Below are 20579 nucleotides of genomic sequence, written 5' to 3'. Positions count from 1 at the left end.
AGGTGTTATATGATTACTATTAAAGACATCGCTAAGCTGGCAGGAGTTAGCTATAGCACTGTGTCCAAAGCATTAAATCATGATCCACGTATCAAACACACGACACGTGAGAAAGTACTGGCTGTAGCGGAAAAGCATCATTATCGCAAAAATATTATGGCACAACAGTTATCTTCAGGTAGAAGTAATATTATCGGATTTGTACTGGATGAACTGAATAATCCGTTATTTGCCAACATATCCGGTAATCTTCATGCAGAATTAAAAAAATTAGGGTATCAAATGATTCTGGTAGTGGCTGATGAAGGTATGGACGTATTAGATCATTTACGAGTAGACGGATGTATTTTTTGGGATTATGAAATGACCGATCGAGCAGCATTCTGGCAACGATTTGCTAATATTCAAATCCCTTGTTTTGTACTAGGAACCGATGATTCACCTAATTCTCCATATATCAAAATTGACCGTAAAGAAGGTATTTACAAAGCGGTAGAGCATCTTAAAAACAATGGACATACAGAGATTGGATTTATCGGTAATTCTCAACCGATCAAGCTAGAAGGCTATCGTGAAGCATTACAACGTACAGGATTGAAATGGAATGAAGATTATATATTACCAGCATATTCTTCGTGGGAAGATGGGTATTTTGCGATTCGGAATTATAAGTGGACTTCCACATCGCCGACAGCTTTTATCGGATTGAACAATATGGTCACACGTGGTGCTCTGCGTGCTTTGCTGGAAGCGGGTTATAAAGTACCATCGGATATTTCGTTAATTGGTTATGATGATCTTCCTGATATGCAATATGCAGAAGTAGCGTTGACTACGATTGGACCACCATTAGATGAGCTAGCTATTCAAGCGGCTGAATTGATTGTGGCTTTAATTCGAGGAGAACAGGTTCAATATCCTGTAATTATCCAGCCACAATTATATCATCGTCAATCAGTTGCTTCATACAAAGCTACATAAGTGAGGAGGGTGAACTGTGCGGGATATTCCAGCTTCATTATTGGAAGTAACCGTTGCTTTGGATGGGAGCGGTGACTACACTAGCATCCAGCGTGCTATTGATGAGATACCACATCAGCGTGAATATCCTACTGTTATATATATCCAGGCTGGAACGTATTACGAAAAGCTTCATATTGAAAAGCCGTTTGTTCATTTGATCGGTGATCCTGATCAACCCACTGTTATTGTGTATGATGATTATGCACGCAAAACATTTCCTGACGGATCGCTCTATCATACTTTTTATTCCTATACTGTATTTGTAGGTAGTGATGATTTTAGAGCAGAACATCTATCTTTTATCAACAGCGCAGGTGCAGGCGAACAAGTAGGGCAAGCTTTGGCGATGTATGTGGATAGTGATCGAGCTGGTTTTTATAATTGTCGGTTTATTGGACAGCAAGATACATTGTTTACAGGTCCATTACCACCTCAGCCGATCGATCGTAGTACATTCGGTGGACCGCGTGAAGGTGTACCTCGCCATTATCAACGGCAATATTATAAGCACTGTTATATAGAAGGAAATATTGATTTTATTTTCGGCTCAGCGACTGCTGTATTTGATGAGTGTGAAATTTTTGCTAGAAAACGTGAAAGTCTGTCTACCTTATCTCAGGATGCGGAGGGTAGTCATGAACCAGTGATACATGGCTGGTTAACAGCGGCTTCCACACCAGAAGATGTGCAATACGGATATGTATTTTTGGATTGCCAGTTAACCAGTGATGCACCACCACATAGCTTTTATTTAGGTAGACCGTGGCGTAATTATGCTAAAGTGGCATGGATCAGATGTCATATAGGAGCTCATATTCATCCTACAGGTTGGGATAACTGGAATAAGCCTGAAGCACAATCGACGGTTGTATATCAAGAGTATAATAATGAGGGTGCAGGTGCTTCTATTAAAGATCGAGTATCGTGGAGTTACTTATTAGATAGTACAGAAGCAGAAGATTATACTGTCGAACATATTTTGGCAGGCGACGATGGTTGGGTACCCAAATAATTAGCAATTTATATTATCTATACTTGGTAGGAAAAGCGCGACTTCATTTAATAAAACTATAATTTTTGCCAAGCCCAATCGCTCACAATGTATAACGTAAAGTCCTGAATGATAATATTCAGGACTTTTTTTCGATTGGATTTTAAGTGAATAACAAGCAAAAAGCCTTGTATAAAGATGTTAACCATATTAAAGTAATATAAAAGTTTGAGCACGCATTTGACGCAATAAAAGAGCAATTTGTTATAAAATGATCGTTTATTCGTCATATCACCTAAAAAAGGTTTGACAAAAGGCGACAAATTTCTTAGGATTAGTGAAAACATACGTTAAATTTGGATGGAATGGGGAATAAAAAAGAATGAAGAAGCGTTTAATGTTCGTAATTACTATGGTTATGGTGTTCGCATTATTAGCAGCATGTAGTTCTGGTGGGTCTAATTCCGAACAATCAGCATCCAATGGTAGCAGTGCTGAAGGCACAGGTAAAAAGTTAAAAATGGCTCTTGTTCTTCCAGAAGAAATAGGGGTTAATCAGTTCTTCGTACAAATGGACGAAGGTTTCCAAAAAGCAGGTAAAGAGTTTGGTGTAGAGACAAAAACAATCCAGTCTTCTGACCCGACAGCATTTGAACAAAATATGCGTGCAACAGTAGCCGAAGATTATGATCTGATTATTACAGCAACGTTCCAAGCTGAAGATGTTTTGAAGCAAGTTGCAGAAGAAAATCCAGACAAATCATTTGCCATTATTGATACAACGGTTGATCTTCCTAACGTACGTAGCGTAGGATTCCGTGAATATGAAGCTTCTTATTTATTAGGAGCAGCAGCAGGACTAGCGACCAAAACTAATGTTGTTGGTATGGTAGCGGCACAAGATGTACCTTTGCTTAAAAAATACAGTGAAGGCTTCAAAGAAGGATTAGCATCTGTGAACCCTAAAGCGAAATTTTTGATTGGTTATGTAGGTAGCTTTAACGATCCAGCTAAAGCAAAAGAATTAGCATTGGTACAATACGGTCAAGGTGCTGACTTTGTCGCAGGAGCATCAGCAACAAGTGATCTAGGTGTATTTGAAGCAGCGAAAGAGAAAAACTTGTACACATCCGGTCAAGATACAGATCGCACCGTAGAAGATCCAGATCATGTCGTATTGTCTCAATTAAAAGGTACAGATGCAGTTGCTTATGAGACTGTAAAAGACTTTGTAGATGGTAACTTCAAATTCGGTACGACAGCATATGGATTGAAAGAAAAAGGTGTAGGTCTTACTTTTGTAACCACAGACAGCACATCGAAGCTTAGTCCATTTATCGGAGAAGAAGTTGTGAATAAAGTGAAAAAAATCAGCGACGATATTATCGCTGGCAAAATCGTTGTCAAAAATCCGTTAGAACAAAAATAAGACATACAATTGATAAGCACGGCAAGTTGATCAACCGGCTGCTATACCGAGCAGCCGGTTTTGTTGTTATCTGATGTACATTGTAATCTGGAATGGAGGTTTATACCGATGACGTTGTTATTAGAAATGAAAAATATAACCAAAAAGTATGGAGATTTTACGGCGAATCATAATATCAATTTTGATGTACGTAAAGGTGAAATTCATGCTTTAGTCGGTGAAAATGGTGCAGGTAAAACGACCTTAATGCGCATGTTATATGGCATGGAAGAACCGACTTCCGGTAGCATTACGATCAATGGAAAAGAAGTTCATTTTCACGATCCATCCGAAGCGATTCGTCAAGGCATTGGTATGGTGCATCAACATTTTATGTTATTTCCAAGTTTTACACTGGCTGAAAATATCGTAATCGGTGGAGAGCCAAAGCGAAGTGGATTATTTGATCGCAAAGCGGCGGCAGATAAAGTGAACGAACTGGGGCAAATGTATGGAATGCCTGTCGATCCGTGGCGCAAAGCAGGCGATTGTCCGCTAGGTATTCAGCAGCGAACTGAGATTTTGAAAGTGTTGTATCAAGGAGCAGATGTGATTATTCTGGATGAGCCTACAGGTGTGCTGACGCCTAGTGAAGTCAAAGAATTGTTACAGTCGATCAAACGTCTAGCGGCGCAGGGCAAAAGCTTTATTTTAATTACACATAAGCTCCATGAAGTGATGGAAGCGGCAGATCGAATTACCGTATTGCGAGATGGTGTAGTCACCGGACATATGGAATCCAATACAACTGATGAAGAGCAAATTTCTCGTCTGATGGTAGGACGTGATCTTATTCCAATGAGTCGTGTTGCCAATGAACCGGGAGCCTCTGTTATGCATGTGCAAAATGTAACACTTGCAGGAGCTAAAGGCGCCAAGCCGTTATTGGACAATATTACATTAACCGTACGTCAGGGTGAGATTGTCGGGATTGCTGGCATTTCAGGCAATGGACAATCTGAATTACTACAGGTGATATCAGGGCTTGTACAACCAGACAGTGGTATTGTCGAACTGAACGGCAAAGATGTAACTGGAGAATCTGTACGTGCAATTCGTGAACAAGGAATGGCACATATTCCAGAAGATCGCTATATGTGGGGAGCTTCGCGTGAAGCCACTGTGCTGGATAATGGACTGATGGGGCATCAACACCAATACAAAAAAGGCGGTCTGATCCAGCGTCACAAGCTTCGCAAAGTTGTAGATGGATGGGTACAGCGCTTTTCAATCAAAACAGGATCACTGGATACGCAAGCACAATTCCTATCCGGTGGTAATTTACAGAAATTAATTGCAGCTCGTGAATTTGCTCAAAATAAACCATTTCTGATTGCAGCCGAGCCTACACGTGGTGTCGATGTAGGGGCTATGGAGACGATTCATGGTGAACTGCTAGCTAAATGTAAAGCAGGAGATGGCATTTTGCTAGTCTCTTCCGAGTTAACAGAAATTCTTACATTATCCGATCGGATTCTAGTCATGTATGAAGGTGCCATTGCAGGAGAATTATCTGCGGCAGAAGCAACTGAAGAACAGATTAGTCTATTGATGGCAGGAGGGAAGCGCAAATTATGACCAGACTGAAACGAAATCTTTTGGCGCTTCTACAACCGATTATAGCGGTAATCATTGGATTGTTAGCAGGCGCAATTGCAATTATATTGTTAGGCGATTCTGTTATTGATACGTATCGTGAAATGTGGAATGGCGCTTTCGGAAGCTTTTACTTTTTAACCAATACATTAACACGGGCTACGCCGATTATTTTGACAGGACTTGGGGTCGCTCTGGCTTTCCGTGCAGGATTCTTTAATATGGGTTCAACCGGACAGATGGTATTAGGAGGACTTGCGGCGGCAATTACCGCTCTATATTTACCGGGACCGGGTTGGATGGTATTGATCGTGTCTCTAGTCGTAGGTATGGCGATTGGTGGTCTATGGTCATTATTCGCAGGGTATATGGATGCTAAGTTCGGTATTAACCTTTTGATATCGACATTATTATTGAACTATATCGCTTCGCTATTTGCAGGCTATATGGTTGCTTTTCCGTTAAAAGATCAGAGTGGTTCAGCCGCTATGGCACAGACACCTATGATCGATAAAAGTATCTGGTTACCCAAATTATTTTCCGGTATGAGTCTACATGCTGGTTTTATTTTAGCGATTGTTGCGGCAATTGCTTTGTACATTTTTATTCAAAAAAGTGTATCCGGTTATGAGATTCGGATGCTGGGGAACAACCCTTTTTTCGCGGCTTATGGTGGTGTGAAAAGAGGTCGGATGATGGTGGTAGCGATGTTAACAAGCGGTGCACTCGCCGGGCTTGCAGGTGCTGGGGAGGTATTGGGTACACAGCATCGTTATTTGGACGGTGCACTTGCTTCCGCAGATTATGGGTGGAGCGGTATTATGGCGACATTGCTAGCTTCGTCTAATCCGTTAGGAACAGCTGTAGCAGGAATATTACTAGCCGCCTTACAAACAGGTGCGATGGGTGTAGAACGTAACACGAATGTACCGCTAGAGGTGGCTAGTGTGATTCAAGCGGTGTTGACACTATTTGTATCGGCACGATTTGGCTATGCGTTCCTCAAACGCAGAAAGGAGAAGAAATAATGGATCAGTTATTCGATGTGTCTTTATTTAATTCCATGTTGCGTATTGTGACGCCTATTCTTCTCGCTGCTCTAGGTGGAGCGATCTGTGCCCGAGTTGGACTGTTTAATGTAGGATTAGAAGGTCTGGTATTGATTGGCGCCTTTTCTGCTATTTTAGGAAATCACTTGCTTGGCAATGTATGGTTGGCGATCATTTTTGCTATTTTATGTGTGATGTTATTCTCGCTGATCTTTGCATATATTAGTATTAATTTGAGGGCAAATGTAATTGTTGTCGGGATTTCGATGAACTTTTTAGCGGCAGGATTAACGACATTTTGTCTGCGAGCGATCTTCGATGTAAAAGGCGCTTATTATGATAAAAATATGATGGGCTTACCTAAATGGGATATTCCTGTTATCAAAGATATTCCGGTATTAGGCGGAATCGTATCCGGTCATTCACCACTTGTTTATTTAGCTTTTTTTGCAGCAATTCTGATGCAAATCTATCTATTCAAAACAGTCAGTGGATTCCGCTTACGTGCCGCAGGTGAAAATCCTGTAGCTGCGCAAAGTCTGGGTATTCCTGTACGTCGTATTCAATATGGAGCGGTATTAATGTCAGGAGTATTATGTGGTCTGGCAGGAGCACAATTATCGCTAGGACAGGTCACGATGTTCACCGAAGGAATGACCGCAGGGCGTGGATTTATCGCTCTAGTTGCTACGATGTTAGGGCAATCCAATCCGATTGGTGTGGTTGCTTCTAGCTTGCTATTTGGCTTTATGGATGCATTTAGTATTCGTCTGCAAGGCTTTGCATTACCTGCTCAATTCACACAGATGTTACCGTATATTGTGACACTGGTGGCGATGTTCTTTTTCAAAGATCGCAGTTATCTTAAAGATGCTCAACGTGCCAACGGAAGCTCGCGTTAATAGTAAGCATGAAGTATGTATGAGTGTAAGCACAGAACTATTATAGAGAACGTAATCTGATCAAAAGGAGGGTATTCAGTGAAAAATAAAGCAGAACGCATCAAAAATGCCAAAGTACCATTATCCAAAAATCTAGGAGTCGATCAGGCAGATCGTTTACCACCCGGACAATTTTTAACCGAAACGTTTCCGATATTGCATGAAGGCGATGTACCTGATGTAGACACAGATACATGGCAGTTGAAGATTTTCGGTGAGGTGGAGCAAGAGCAGACATTTTCATATGCAGATTTGCTGAATTTGCCTAAAGTACAGATGACTAGCGATATCCATTGTGTGACGCGCTGGTCAAAATTTGATACGCTGTGGGAAGGTGTACGCTTTCGTGATCTGCTAGACGTATTGCAGGTGAAGCCAGAAGCACAATATGTGATGGTACATGGTGGTAATGATTACGAGACCAATGTTCCACTGGCGGACCTATTGTCTGACAATGTATTGCTAGCGTATCATTATGATCATAAGCCACTGACACCCAAGCATGGATATCCTGTACGTCTGGTGGTACCACATCTGTACTTTTGGAAAAGTGCGAAGTGGATTACAGGGCTTGAATTTATGAAAGAAGACCGTCCCGGATTCTGGGAACAAAATGGTTTTCATAATGAAGCCGATCCCTTTGCAGAACAACGTTTCTCTGGTGAAGCTTTGCCGATACCGGAAGATGAATGGACAAAAAAGGAGTTTGATTAATTCAATGTTAATGCCTATTTTGCAAATCAATAGTGAAGATGTACCTGAATACGCGATTGTCTGCGGTGATCCTAAGCGTGCGGCTCATATCGCTTCATTGTTAGACAATACAAGGGAATTAGCATTTAGCCGTGAATATCGTAGTTTTGTCGGTACACGTGATGGCATTGAATTGGCTGTTGTTAGTCATGGCGTAGGTTCGCCTGGAGCAGCCGTTTGTTTTGAAGAATTGATTCGTGCAGGGGTCAAAACGATTATTCGTGTCGGTACAGCAGGTTCGTATTCTGCCGATCATCCAGCAGGTAGCTTAATCGTCAGTACAGCAGCCGTACGTACCGATGGATTAACTCGTCAGCTTGTGCCTGAAGCGTTCCCGGCAGTAGCGGATAGCGAAGTCACCGAAGCGTTGTATCAAGCGGCACGTCAAAGTGAAGGCATTGTGCAAAAAGGAATCACTGTTACATTGGATGTCTTTTTCAACGGGGTAGAAGAATTCCCGCACAAAAAGTATAAACAAGCCGGTGCTTTAGCTGTAGAAATGGAAATCTCTGCATTGTATATTATCGCTTCGCTTCGCGGTATTCGTGCAGGAGCAATTGTAGCTTTGGATGGTTATGCTGATGCTGATCTAGCAGAAGAATACGATCCTAATACAGATACTGTAGCGAACGCAGTCAAACGTGAGATCGAAGCGGCAATTCAAGCAACAGTACAACTTGCAAAACGTGGATAAATGATATGAAATCAATAGTATAAAGCAAAAAGAATCTGTACTCATTATTAGGTTGAGTGCAGGTTCTTTTTGTTTTACTATTTCTTGCTTGTATAATTAATTTAATATTTCTAGATCATTATAGAGAGCTAATATAATAGATAAAAAATACAAATAAAAACCAAGCTGATATGTAAGTATTTTCACTTATTTATCGTTGAATTGTCAATCGTTATACATATGTTCACAATTAGATTGACAAAACAATTAACCATCCCTATTCTTATTAAATGAGTATGATAATCATTATCATTTTTGCTCTAAGAAAAGAGAAGAGGGGTTTTATTATTTATGTCATTTTATCCTAAAAAATGGGCTATACCTGTTACTTTCCTGATTGCAATTTTTGTCGTTGTAGCAGGGTGTAGTAACAATAATGCAAGTACTACATCTAATGCGACCAATCAATCAACGGTTGCCAAATCGATTACCATGTCATGGCCTCGTGATATCGGAACAATGAATCCTCATACATATAATCCATCCCAGTTGTTTGCTCAATCGATGATCTATGAGCCTTTGGTCAGTTATCAGTCCAATGGTAAATTAGTACCCGCATTAGCAAAGTCATGGGATATTTCCAAAGACGGTAAAGTCTATACATTTTATTTACGTCAAAATGTGAAATTCTCGGATGGTACTGATTTTAATGCTGAAATTGTGAAGAAAAACTTTGATGCGGTGATGAAGCATAAAGATACACATAGCTGGTTAGGCATCGTTGGTGTGATCGATCAGACTAAAGTTGTCGACGATCATACGTTTCGTCTAACGCTGACTGAACCTTACTATCCGGTGCTACAAGATTTGTCTGTAGTGCGACCATTCCGTTTTCTAGGACAAGCGGGTTTTCCGGATAATGGAGATACTGCGGAAGGAATCAAAGAACCTGTAGGAACAGGCCCATGGATGCTAGCAGAATACAAGCAAGATGAATATGCGGTGTTTAAGCAAAATCCGAATTATTGGGGAACTCTTCCAAATGTCAAACAAGTCACTGTCAAAATTATTCCTGATGCAGAAACAAGAGTATCAGCTTTTGAAAAAGGTGATCTTGATCTGATCTATGGCGAAGGTGTAATTAGTCTAGATGCATTTAACCAGCTTCGTGAAAATGACGAGTACACTACACAGTTATCTGAACCTGTCGGTACAAGAAGTCTACTTCTCAACTCTTCTAATCCCAAGTTAGCGGATATTCGAGTACGTACGGCTTTGCATCAAGGTTTTAATAAAAAAGATATGGTCGAAGGAATCACTTCCGGTCTAGAAGAACCAGCAGATTCGATCCTATCCAAAAATTACACATACACCAATATTAACCTTACACCTATCACCTATGATGTGAACAAGTCTCAAGCTTTGTTAGATGAAGCTGGTTGGACATTGCCAGCAGGTGGAACAGTACGTGAGAAAAATGGAGAAAAGCTAGAGTTTGAATTGATTTATGACAAAACAGATCCTATTCAAAAAGCGATGGCAGAGACGATTCAAGCCGAATGGGGAGCATTAGGTGTGAAAGTCAATCTGTCGGGTCTGGAACTGACAGTGCAGATCAAACGCTTAAAAGCGAACGATTTTGATTTGTATTTCTGGTATAACTATGGTGCTCCTTATGATCCTCATTCGTTTATTAATGTCGTAGCCAGTCCAGGATTTGGTATCTCGGAAACACTTAGCGCTATTTCTAACAAAAAAGAATTAGATCAGCAGATTCGTGCAGCCCTATCTTCTACCGATGAGACGAAGCGTCAGGAACTGTACCGCTCGATTCTAACTACACTACAAGATCAATCAGCGATCGTACCGATTTCGTATATTAAGAAAACAGCAGTATATCATAAAAATATTGCCAAGTTCGTATTCCCTGCGAATCGTGATGAGAATCCGTTCTCTGGTATTACATTTAATACACAATGATCGGTTATATCGGTAAACGAATAGTCGCAATTGTGCCGATTGTTTTTATCGCTACATTGATTACATTTGCATTGATCCATATTTCACCTGTAGATCCAGCCGAAGCATATCTAACAGCAGCTCATATCTATCCAACAGATGAATTGTTACAACAAAAAAGACATGAATTCGGACTGGATCGTCCGTTACTTGTTCAATATTTTAATACATTAGGAAATATGGCAAAGCTTGATTTTGGCAAATCCTATCTAACCAATCAGCCTGTCTGGAATGAGATTGTTGCTAAATTTCCGGCTACTGCTGAATTAGCAATTTGGAGTATGTTATTTTCGGCATTGATTAGTATTCCACTAGGCATATTAGCAGCTGTCTACAAAAATAGCTGGATCGATATGGTTAGTCGTGTGATTGCTTATCTGGGTGCATCTATTCCACAGTTTTGGTTAGGGTATCTTTTGATTTTCTTTTTCGCTGTTAAGTTAGATTGGTTACCTGTAGAAGGGCGTGGGGATTGGAGAAATCTAATTCTCCCTACAGCTACTTTATCAATGGTTCTAATAGCGGTGTATACCAGACTATTACGTGCTAGCATGTTAGATCAGCTGCAAGAAACATACGTTCATTATGCTCGGATCAGAGGATTGCGTGAACGTGCGATTATGTTAAAGCATGTGCTCAAATTAGCGATTATGCCTCTCATTAGCGGTATGGGTATGAATCTAGGTAAGTTATTGACTGGCACGATTATTGTAGAACAGGTATTTTCATGGCCTGGATTTGGTCGTTATTTTGTTGAAGCGATCTTTAATCGTGATATTCCGGTAATTCAATGTTATATCTTTTTTGCCGCTTGTTTGTTTATTGTATGCAATTTGTTAGTTGATATCGTGCAATTGTATATGGACCCGCGAATTTCATTGAAAGGACGGGTAAAACATTGATTAAAAGATATAAAGCGATATTTTTGGGGCAAAAAGCGATAGTGATATGTTCTATCATTATTGTTATATTTTTTGGGGCTGCATTGTTAGCACCATGGATTGCTCCCCATGATCCTGTTCATGTTAATTTACTACAAAAACTAAAAGATCCTTCTCCACAACATCTATTAGGTACCGATCATTTAGGACGAGATACATTATCCAGATTGTTGTATGGTGCTCGTATCTCTCTTGGATTTGCTACTGTTATTTTTATAACTTCTTTGGGAATCGGTATTATTATCGGTGCAGTATCTGGTTATATTGGTGGCTGGATCGATAGTATCCTGATGCGTTTATGCGAAGGTATTATGGCTTTTCCTAATTTGGTGCTCGTACTCGGAGTAGTAGGCATTTTCGGACCCGGTCTTATGCAAATATTGCTAGCTCTTGTGTTGGTTCAATGGGTATATTATGCAAGGATCTGCCGAAATATGGTTGTCAGCTTAAAACAGCAACATTTTATTACAGCGGCACGTATCAGTGGATCATCTTCATGGAAAATTATTTATAAACACATTATCCCCAATATTCAGCGACCAATTATTGTTGTCGGTACGTTAGAGATAGGTTGGGCTATTATGGATATCTCGGCTTTATCTTTTCTAGGTCTGGGTATTCAACCACCCAATGCAGAATGGGGGGCTATGATTCATGAAGGAACTAGCTATATTCGTAGTCATCCTGAATTGATGATTTATCCTGGAATATTGATTCTTGCTGTAGTAGTGACTTTTAATATTTTGGGTGAAGCATTATCGGAAAAGTACGGTATCAAAAAACGTTAAATCAAACATAGCGGCATACAGAAGGAGGGACGTATAGCAATTGGGAGCAGACAACGTAAACGTATTAGAAGTAGAACATTTACAAGTACAACTGAAATCTCGTGCAGGTCGTATTCCTTTACTGGAGCCGCTTCATTTTAAGCTGCAAAAAGGGCATATTCTGGGTATCGTCGGTGAAAGTGGTAGTGGCAAATCTTTAACCTGTAATGCTATTCTACGCTTACTTCAACCCCGTCATATGGAATGGTCGGGTACGATTCGTCTCAATGGATATGATCTGGGTACGCTATCTGATCAAGAAATGCGCAAGATACGAGGTAAAGAGATTGGATGTATTATGCAAAATCCGATGAATGCTTTTACACCGGTATATACTATTGGAGCCCAATTTGTAGAGACATTACGTACACATACTCATATATCCAAGCAACAAGCGATACAGCAAGCAACCGATGCTTTGGCAAATATGAATCTTTCTGATCCTCACCAAGTATTAAAGCGTTATCCATTTCAGCTTAGTGGAGGTATGTTGCAAAGAGTAATGATTGCGATCTCGATGTGTCTCAAACCTTCACTACTGATTGCAGATGAACCGACCACAGCCCTCGATGTGGTCAATCAGTTGCAAGTGTTACGTGAGTTAGATCGGTTACGTTATGAATGTGGCACTTCGATCTTACTTGTCTCTCATGATCTTGGCGTGATCTCTCAGTTAGCTGATCAGGTAGCTGTAATGTATCAAGGACAGATTGTAGAGCAGGGTGATGTCTATCAGATATTTGATCATCCTCAACATAACTATACGCAGATGTTGCTTCAATCCCGTCCGACAATAACGAGTGGTCGCTGATCTTCTTCACCATGGATAACGTAGCAAATGATAAAGGAGGAGACAGCTTGCTTGAAGTATCTAATATCAGTCATCAGTATCAAAACCGCAACCAATGGTTTCGCAAAACACAACCCACTCAAGTATTAAAACAGATCTCATTTACACTGGAAAAAGGTTGTTGTCTGGGTCTACTTGGTATGAGTGGAGCAGGTAAAAGTACGCTAGGCAATATTATACTTGGTCTGGAAAAGCCTGTAGAAGGTCAGATTTTGTTCGAAGGACAGGATATCTATCGTCTAGATTCACAAGCACGGCATCAAATAAGACGTGATCTTCAGGTCGTGTTTCAAGATTGTTATTCAGCAGTGAATCCATTGATGACAGCGGCGCAGATTATCGGGGAGCCGTTAGACAATTATGAGAAGCTGACACCTGTAGAACATAAGCAACGGGTAGCAGAGCTTTTAGAGCAAGTTGGACTTCGTGTTGAAGATGGTAGCAAGCGTCCTCATCAATTCAGTGGAGGGCAATTACAAAGAATTAATATTGCGCGGGCGATTGCACTGAATCCCAAGCTTATTGTATTAGATGAATCAGTTAGCAGTCTGGATATGGTAAATCAGGGACAGATTTTATCATTGTTAGCTGAATTGAAGAAAAATTATCAATTGTCTTATTTATTTGTCACCCATGATATTCGAGCGGCACTGACAATCTGTGATCGAATCATGGTATTAGATCAAGGTGAACTGGTATATCAAGGTTATGGAGATCATTCGATTATGGAATCCAAACATCCCGCAGTTCAACAATTAGTTCATGCGATATTGCCAGAACATCCATCAGAACGGATCAGATTTCAACATCCATAATTATAATGTAAGATAGATCAGGTCATAGTTTCGCTACCGTTGCGAAATTATGATCTTTTTTTTGTTAATGATATCTGTATTTCTATATAGAGAGTTAATCGTTACAAGTGCTTCTAATTAAAGCGTTTTCTTAACTCTTGATTTGAGTTATATTAGATCATATAAAGAGTGGTCAGTGACATGATCTGGAGGGAATATAGAAGTATGCGTAAAATGTTGTTGATCTATATGATTTTGATCGGCGCTTTGATTATTTATATTATGCAATATCGATTAGATGAGAAATCTGCGGCTTGGACAGAGCAGGGGTTAAAGGGGAATATTGATGAGAATTATGTAATGGTCACTTTTCAGTCTGGAATGGAATATTGGAAAAGCGGGCTGAAAGGATTCGAAGATGCTGCTGAAGCGCTCAATGTATCGGTTGAGTATCGCGGGGCAACGCAATATGATGCGCGTGAACAAGCGCTTGTGCTAGATCAGATTATTGCTAAAAAGCCAGCCGGTATTGCGATATCTGCGATTGATTCACCAGCATTGGTCAAATCGGTTAATAAAGCAGTAGATGCAGGGATTCCTGTCGTGATGTTCGATGCCGAAGCATCTGGTAGCAAAGCGTATTCTTTTTTAGCAACAGATAATACCAATGCAGGTACAACCGCGGCAGATCAGATGGCTACATTAACCAAGCATCAAGGAAAGATAGCGATTATTACGTTAACCAATCAGCAAAATCATAAAGAACGCACTCAAGGATTTGAACAAGAAATTAAAAATCGTTATCCACAGATGAATATTGTAGCAGTCGAAAATCATGAAGGCGATGCAGTCAAAGCCGAGCAGATTACAACTCGATTATTGCGTCAATATCCTGATCTCAAAGGTATTTTTATTACCGAAGCTACAGGAAGTTATGGAGTAGGGCGAGCAGTAGAACAATCCGGACGTACAGGGGCAAGTAAGCCTGTCATTATTAGCTTTGATACTAATAAAGAAACATTAGATATGATCAAGTCTGGTACGATCAATGCAACGATTGCGCAAGGAACATGGAATATGGGTTACTGGTCGCTACAATATCTGTTTCATTTGCATCATGGATTAACAGTTCCTGCTCGTTCGCTTAGTGGTATTGTATCGCCTGTACCTGTTCGTGTAGATACAGGAATCTCTGTGGTAACTCAAGAAAATGTGGCTGATTATTATGCGAAATAAATGGATACGTCGCTCTTTGCAAAAAGATTGGCGTTACTGGCATCCTGAAAATTTACCTTTGCGCCATCAATTGATTGTGTTGTTTTTGATGGTAGGTATTTTGCCTGCAATTTTACTGGGAATTATGGTGAATTGGACATCCAATCAGATTATTGAGCGTCAGGTGACAGCGAATACGATGCAATTAATTAGCAAGGTCAACCAAACACTAGATACGTATATGGAAAATATGCAAAGTATCACGTATTTAATCAGTTTTGATCGGAATGTTGACCAATTTCTAGCCGGTCAATCGTTAAACAAAAATGATGCTTCCGATACATCGACGTATCAGATTCGGCAATTTTTGCAAGGATTTACAACTGTTTATTCCGAGATTGCCGGAATCCTAATCGTTAATACCAAAGGCGATTATATCAGTAATGAACTGTATGCAAGGTACAATCAAAGTCTGACCAAAGAAGATTGGTATCAACAGGCGATCAAGCAAAAAGGAATCTTTACGATTATTGGTCATCCATCCGGTCGCAATATTACAAGCCATGCGAATTATGGAGAAGATGAGGTTGTAACGGTCGTGCGTTCGATCAATGATCCGACCACAGGTGAAGTCAAAGGTGTGATTTTGATCGATCTCAAGTTACGGGTGATTGCTCAAGCTGCTAAAGATGTGACACTGGGCAAAACAGGGTATCTGATGGTAACAGATCCTACGGGGCATGTTATTTACGCACCGTCCGATACCTTTATGCAAAGTATTCCTGCCAAATTAACGGCTTCGCTTCGTCAATCAGAGAATGTATTTACCGAAGAGATTCAAGGACAACAATTGCAATTTATTTATCGGACATCGTCATATACAGGCTGGAAAACAGTCGGAGTTTTCCAATTTAGTGAATCAGTAGCTGAAGCGCGTACGATTCGCTTTTATATCGTTATTTTTCTATTCTGTGTCTGTTTCACAGGGCTTACCGCTTCATACGGATTAGCCAATTCGATCTCTAGACCAATCTACCGACTATCTTCGTTGATGCAAAAAGCAGAATCAGGCGATATGACTTCTCGTTATATTAGCAATAGACGGGATGAAGTAGGGATGTTGGGACGTAGCTTTAATCGAATGATGAATGAGATTCGTAATCTAATCTCACTAAATCAGCAAAAAGAACAGCAAAAACGAGAAGCTGAATTACGCAGTCTACAAGCCCATATTCGCCCTCATTTTCTATACAATACGTTGGATACAATTCATTGGATGGCGCAGAAAAAAGGAGCAGATGATGTGTCTAGTATGGTTGATGCATTATCCAAACTGTTCCGTATTGGGCTAAGTCGTGGCAGTGATATGATCACACTGGCTGAAGAAGAACAGCATATCGTTAGTTATTTGCAAATTCAGAAAACACGTTATCGGGATCGACTACAATACGATATCCAGATCGATGATGCAATCCGCAATGTATATGTGATGAAATTACTATTACAACCGATTGTAGAAAATGCCATCTATCATGGAATCAAAGCAAGGCGGGGCCCCGGCAATATCTATATTGCAGCACAACAACAAGACGACAAATTAGTGTATACCATTAGCGATGATGGTGCAGGATTTAGTGAAGAGCGATTGATTCAAATCCAACACCAACTCGCCGAACCGCTCGATTGGATCGGACAACAAGGCCCTGAACCAACAGGAAGCTATGGTCTGCTAAATATTCAAGCCCGTATCCACCTAGCCTACGGCACAAGCTACGGTGTAAGTATTCACCCACGCCCAGAAGGCGGCACAACCATCAAAGTCACCCAACCATTGTTATGGAATATGCCTAGCGCTTGGCACCACAAGCGCGACAAGGTTCAATAAAACAATGATTTTTGCAAAGCAAAATATCTTACATTAAGCGCTTGGCACCATAAGCGCGACCCAAACGAATGAAACAATGATTTTTGCAAAACCAGATCGTAAAGGAGACGAATATCAATGAGTGCGGTATATAACGTATTAATCGCTGATGATGAGCCGATTATTCGCGAAGGAATTCGAGATTGCGTCGACTGGGATAGTCTGGGGATGATCGTTACCGCAGAAGCAGAAGATGGAGAAGAAGCTTTAGAGATTGCATTGGAACAACAGATCGATATTTTGTTGGTCGATATGAATATGCCTTTTTTGGACGGTATTTCTTTGATGAAACGATTACGTACTGAGCGACCGCATTGTCGATTTGTGATTATTACCGGACATGATGAATTCAAATATGCTCAAGAAGCTATTCGATTAGGGGTCAAAGATTATATTCTCAAGCCTGTCGATCCTCTGCATTTGTATGATGTACTGCACCATATTCGCACCGAAATGAATGGAACACTACATCAAGAACAGTATTTAAAGTTAGCAACCGATCAAATTCAGAAAAATACATCTTTACTACAAGAACAATTTTGTCTAGATTGGTTAAGCGGTAGACTCCATCATGAGGAGATCAAGCAACAATTAGAGTTTTTGCACTTACCTGTGTGCTTGCCATCTACATTAGCATTAATCCGCTGGTCGGGTCATGCGGAAGGACGACCGATGCTCAAAGAACAAGATAAGCAATTGATGTTGTTCGCTATAGGTAATATTGCCGCCGAGCTTTTACAGCCAGCACCACTTGTGATTTGTAGAGGATCATCAGGGTTGTTAGTCATTTGTACATGGTGTCCGCCCGATCATTCTACTGCGTCTGTTATGTATGATAATGAGCAACAGGCTGATAAAATGATGAGTGCGGTCAAAGACTGTATAGGTCTACATGTGCAAGTGCATTTGCAATTGGTGGCTAGTATAGATGAAGAGATCAACAATACAGATATGCCTGATGACCCTTTGTTATCTTTAGAACAAGAGGTAGATTACAGCCAAGTGATGACTACTGCTTATCGACATGCCAAATTACAATTAGACGGGCAATCTAGGTTATCTCCACTGGTAAGACGGGCGCGTGATTATATCCAGAACCATTACCATAATCCAGAATTAACATTGGAAAAGCTGGCAGATGTGTTACAAGTCTCTCCAACCTATCTGAGCCGCTTAATGAAACGAGAGCTAGGGCATTCTTTTATCCATGTATTAGTACAGGTTCGGATTCAAAAGGCAGTGCATCTACTGAAAGAAACCGAGCTATCGATTCTTGAGATTGCGCTACAAGTGGGCTATGATTCACAGCATTATTTTAGTACAGCTTTTAAAAAAATGATCGGTGTATCACCCAATCAATATCGTCGAGATACGGTAGAGCAATCGTAAGCAATACGCTAAAAACAATGTTCACCGCCATACACAATAGATGTACTTTTTAGACAACAAATACAATTTCACAAGCAAAAAGACCTTAACGATAGCGATAAGGTCTTTTTGCTTATTTTTTGAGTATTATTATTGATTAATCATCTAACTATGTTTATTTTTCGGTTACTAACTGGATAACAACTCCATAAGGATCTTCTACAATCGCATATGCTTTGGAAAATAAATTAGGTGCAAGTGGAACGATAATACGTGTCTGATTATGTTCCAAAAGCAGATTGTACAATGTAGTAATCTCTGCTTGCGATGATGTGATACACAACGAGAAATTAGTCCCTTTGACTAAATCGGGAGCATCACTCATCAATTCATCAGCGATCATTAATTCACTATTGCCAATAGTTAACACAGAATGAGCGATCCAATCTTTTTCACTTGCTGGAAAAGTATAGGTGGGATCTAATTTCTCTGTAATCTCTTGATTAGTAATACAGAACACAAGTTGAGCTTGAAGATGAGCCTGGTAAAAAGAGATCGCTTCTTTGGCTTGACCATGTAGAGATAAAAAAGTACTGACGGTTAAATTAGACATAGTAATCACTCCTTTGATTGAATACTTTTATTGTATGGTAGAATAGTGTCAAATCATGACACTATTAAAAAAGCAAAATAAAGGAGTATTGCATGAACAAAAATGAACGTCTGATTCAGCAGATGATCTATATCAATACCAAAAAGAATTTTAATCTTAGCGATCTGATCGAAACATTTGATATTTCTAGAAGTACGGCTTTACGGGATATCGCTTCGTTAGAACAATTAGGGGTTCCATTGTATTCAGAAAAAGGAAGTCATGGCGGTTATCGTGTACTAACGAACTCCTTATTACCACCGATTTATTTTAATACCAATGAATTACACTCCATTTTCTTTTCGCTACAATTGTTAAAAGGATTAGTAAAAACACCTTTTCAACAGGACTATCAAGAGATCAAAACAAAATTATTAGCTACATTACCGGATAAGCACAAACAACAAATGGCGCAAGCGGAACAATGGATTCAGTGGATTGGTGTAGAACAGCAACAAGAAGTGCCATGGATTGTAGAACTATTTGCTGCAATTGTTGGCAGGCAGGTCATCGAAATTCAATACAATCGGTATCAGCAGGACAAGCGGATTATTCAACCGCTACGCTTATCGATATGGGATGGATACTGGTATTGTTTGAGCTGGGATCGCAACAAAAATGAATTTCGGAATTTTCGTTGCGATTATATAGAGGAGTTACATATAACCGATCAGCAAGGCACCGAGTGGACAGCAGAGCAGATTCATACGTTAGTCAACCAACAATTTGATATACAACGTCCACTATCTTTCCAAGTCAAAGTAGATCTAAAAGGTATCGAACACTTTTATAAAAAAAGATATTCCAATATGTCTTTGCAACAGGTGGACACAGGAAATGATAGCGAAAATAAAGAGCATTATATTGTAGGAACCTTTGGCGAGCATGAAATTTCTTTTCTAGTAGAGTACTTTTTGGGATTTGGTCAGCATATTGAAATTGTATCGCCACCACTTTTGCGTACCGAATATCAGCAATATGTCAAAAAGATATTAGCTCAGTATGAGTAATCCTTTATTAGAGGTCGTCTATTCAGTTGCCTAAAATTTTAAAGAGTACAAATCAATAGCGATTCACTGATCACATTTCCGTGTAATAATGCTCACAAGATGATAATGCGTACCGCAAAGGGCGCTCAAAGGAGATTACGGACAATGGACGAAAATCGTAACGTAGATGTGGACAAAAAAGAGGTACGTGTAGAACGTAAATCAGATTCAAGTATGGTCGCTTCTACTTTTATTAAATATGCTGCTTATATTATTATTTTGGCAATTGTGTTATGGTTCTTAGTGAAGTATATTTTCCCTATGTTCTCATAAACATATGCGATCGGATTCGTAATTAACATCATACGGTATATAAAACGGAGGAGCCTGTCACCAAGGCTCCTTTTTGCTGTTTTTTGGGTTATTTTGAGCTAATTTGACCTGAAATGATGAAATTACGGGCAGAAGGTACTGTTTTTGGGTACTATAAAGGTAAAGGGCTTTTT

At 40.0% G+C, this 20579-nt stretch carries 19 protein-coding genes; 18 read left to right on the top strand and 1 reads right to left on the bottom strand.

Annotated elements, in window-relative coordinates; all coding sequences use genetic code 11:
• Window positions 1-9: 9 nt before the first annotated feature.
• From PQ460_RS18790 to PQ460_RS18715, 16 genes are all read left to right on the top strand, one after another.
• Window positions 10-981, top strand: a complete 972-nt coding sequence (locus PQ460_RS18790) for a LacI family DNA-binding transcriptional regulator (RefSeq protein ID WP_274170742.1) — start codon at window positions 10-12, stop codon at window positions 979-981.
• Between the two features lie 16 nt (window positions 982-997).
• On the top strand, window positions 998-2035 hold the full coding sequence (locus PQ460_RS18785; protein WP_274170741.1) for a pectinesterase family protein: 1038 nt from the start codon (window positions 998-1000) through the stop codon (window positions 2033-2035).
• Window positions 2036-2396: 361 nt separating this feature from the next.
• A complete protein-coding gene (locus PQ460_RS18780; RefSeq protein WP_274170740.1) occupies window positions 2397-3443 on the top strand; it encodes a BMP family lipoprotein in 1047 nt (348 codons plus the stop codon).
• A gap of 108 nt (window positions 3444-3551) precedes the next feature.
• Window positions 3552-5060, top strand: a complete 1509-nt coding sequence (locus PQ460_RS18775) for an ABC transporter ATP-binding protein (RefSeq protein WP_273615162.1) — start codon at window positions 3552-3554, stop codon at window positions 5058-5060.
• Window positions 5057-6106: an ABC transporter permease gene (locus PQ460_RS18770; protein ID WP_273615163.1), complete on the top strand. Its 1050-nt coding sequence runs from the start codon at window positions 5057-5059 to the stop codon at window positions 6104-6106. The genes PQ460_RS18775 and PQ460_RS18770 overlap by 4 nt, the downstream gene beginning before the upstream one ends.
• Window positions 6106-7029, top strand: coding sequence for an ABC transporter permease (locus PQ460_RS18765; RefSeq protein ID WP_204825357.1), 924 nt, complete (start codon window positions 6106-6108; stop codon window positions 7027-7029). Before PQ460_RS18770 ends, PQ460_RS18765 begins: the two co-directional genes overlap by 1 nt.
• 78 nt (window positions 7030-7107) lie before the next feature.
• Complete coding sequence (locus tag PQ460_RS18760; protein WP_274170739.1) at window positions 7108-7782, top strand: sulfite oxidase-like oxidoreductase; 675 nt, start codon at window positions 7108-7110, stop codon at window positions 7780-7782.
• A gap of 4 nt (window positions 7783-7786) precedes the next feature.
• On the top strand, window positions 7787-8515 hold the full coding sequence (locus PQ460_RS18755; RefSeq protein WP_273615166.1) for a nucleoside phosphorylase: 729 nt from the start codon (window positions 7787-7789) through the stop codon (window positions 8513-8515).
• A 330-nt stretch (window positions 8516-8845) separates the two neighbouring features.
• On the top strand, window positions 8846-10474 hold the full coding sequence (gene nikA, locus PQ460_RS18750; RefSeq protein ID WP_274170738.1) for a nickel ABC transporter substrate-binding protein: 1629 nt from the start codon (window positions 8846-8848) through the stop codon (window positions 10472-10474).
• A complete protein-coding gene (nikB, locus tag PQ460_RS18745) occupies window positions 10471-11415 on the top strand; it encodes a nickel ABC transporter permease subunit NikB (RefSeq protein ID WP_274170737.1) in 945 nt (314 codons plus the stop codon). Before nikA ends, nikB begins: the two co-directional genes overlap by 4 nt.
• Window positions 11412-12242: a nickel ABC transporter permease subunit NikC gene (gene nikC / locus PQ460_RS18740; RefSeq protein ID WP_274170736.1), complete on the top strand. Its 831-nt coding sequence runs from the start codon at window positions 11412-11414 to the stop codon at window positions 12240-12242. The genes nikB and nikC overlap by 4 nt, the downstream gene beginning before the upstream one ends.
• 40 nt (window positions 12243-12282) lie before the next feature.
• Window positions 12283-13092 (top strand): ABC transporter ATP-binding protein, encoded by an 810-nt coding sequence (locus PQ460_RS18735; protein WP_274170735.1) that lies wholly within the window; start codon window positions 12283-12285, stop codon window positions 13090-13092.
• 11 nt (window positions 13093-13103) lie between these two features.
• The gene (gene nikE / locus PQ460_RS18730) at window positions 13104-13946 is read left to right on the top strand and encodes a nickel import ATP-binding protein NikE (RefSeq protein ID WP_274170734.1); all 843 of its coding nucleotides are present in this window, start codon (window positions 13104-13106) and stop codon (window positions 13944-13946) included.
• A gap of 204 nt (window positions 13947-14150) precedes the next feature.
• Window positions 14151-15161, top strand: coding sequence for a substrate-binding domain-containing protein (locus PQ460_RS18725; RefSeq protein WP_273615169.1), 1011 nt, complete (start codon window positions 14151-14153; stop codon window positions 15159-15161).
• Window positions 15151-17025 (top strand): cache domain-containing sensor histidine kinase, encoded by a 1875-nt coding sequence (locus PQ460_RS18720; RefSeq protein ID WP_274170733.1) that lies wholly within the window; start codon window positions 15151-15153, stop codon window positions 17023-17025. The genes PQ460_RS18725 and PQ460_RS18720 overlap by 11 nt, the downstream gene beginning before the upstream one ends.
• A 117-nt stretch (window positions 17026-17142) precedes the next feature.
• Entirely contained in the window at window positions 17143-18453 is a 1311-nt protein-coding gene (locus PQ460_RS18715) for a response regulator transcription factor (protein ID WP_274170732.1), read from the top strand.
• A 154-nt stretch (window positions 18454-18607) separates the two neighbouring features.
• Here PQ460_RS18715 and PQ460_RS18710 read toward each other — a convergent pair whose 3' ends face one another.
• The gene (locus PQ460_RS18710; RefSeq protein ID WP_274170731.1) at window positions 18608-19045 is read right to left on the bottom strand and encodes a VOC family protein; all 438 of its coding nucleotides are present in this window, start codon (window positions 19043-19045) and stop codon (window positions 18608-18610) included.
• 92 nt (window positions 19046-19137) lie between these two features.
• On the opposite strand from PQ460_RS18710, the gene PQ460_RS18705 reads away from it, so the two are divergent.
• Entirely contained in the window at window positions 19138-20094 is a 957-nt protein-coding gene (locus PQ460_RS18705) for a helix-turn-helix transcriptional regulator (protein ID WP_274170730.1), read from the top strand.
• A gap of 144 nt (window positions 20095-20238) precedes the next feature.
• Window positions 20239-20406, top strand: a complete 168-nt coding sequence (locus tag PQ460_RS18700; RefSeq protein ID WP_175425127.1) for a hypothetical protein — start codon at window positions 20239-20241, stop codon at window positions 20404-20406.
• Window positions 20407-20579: the final 173 nt, after the last annotated feature.

Origin of the sequence: Paenibacillus sp. KACC 21273 (assembly GCF_028736095.1) — a bacterium.
GTDB classification, from domain to species: Bacteria; Bacillota; Bacilli; order Paenibacillales; family Paenibacillaceae; genus Saccharibacillus; species Saccharibacillus kyungheensis.
This window is presented reverse-complemented; position numbering and strand designations above follow the sequence as displayed.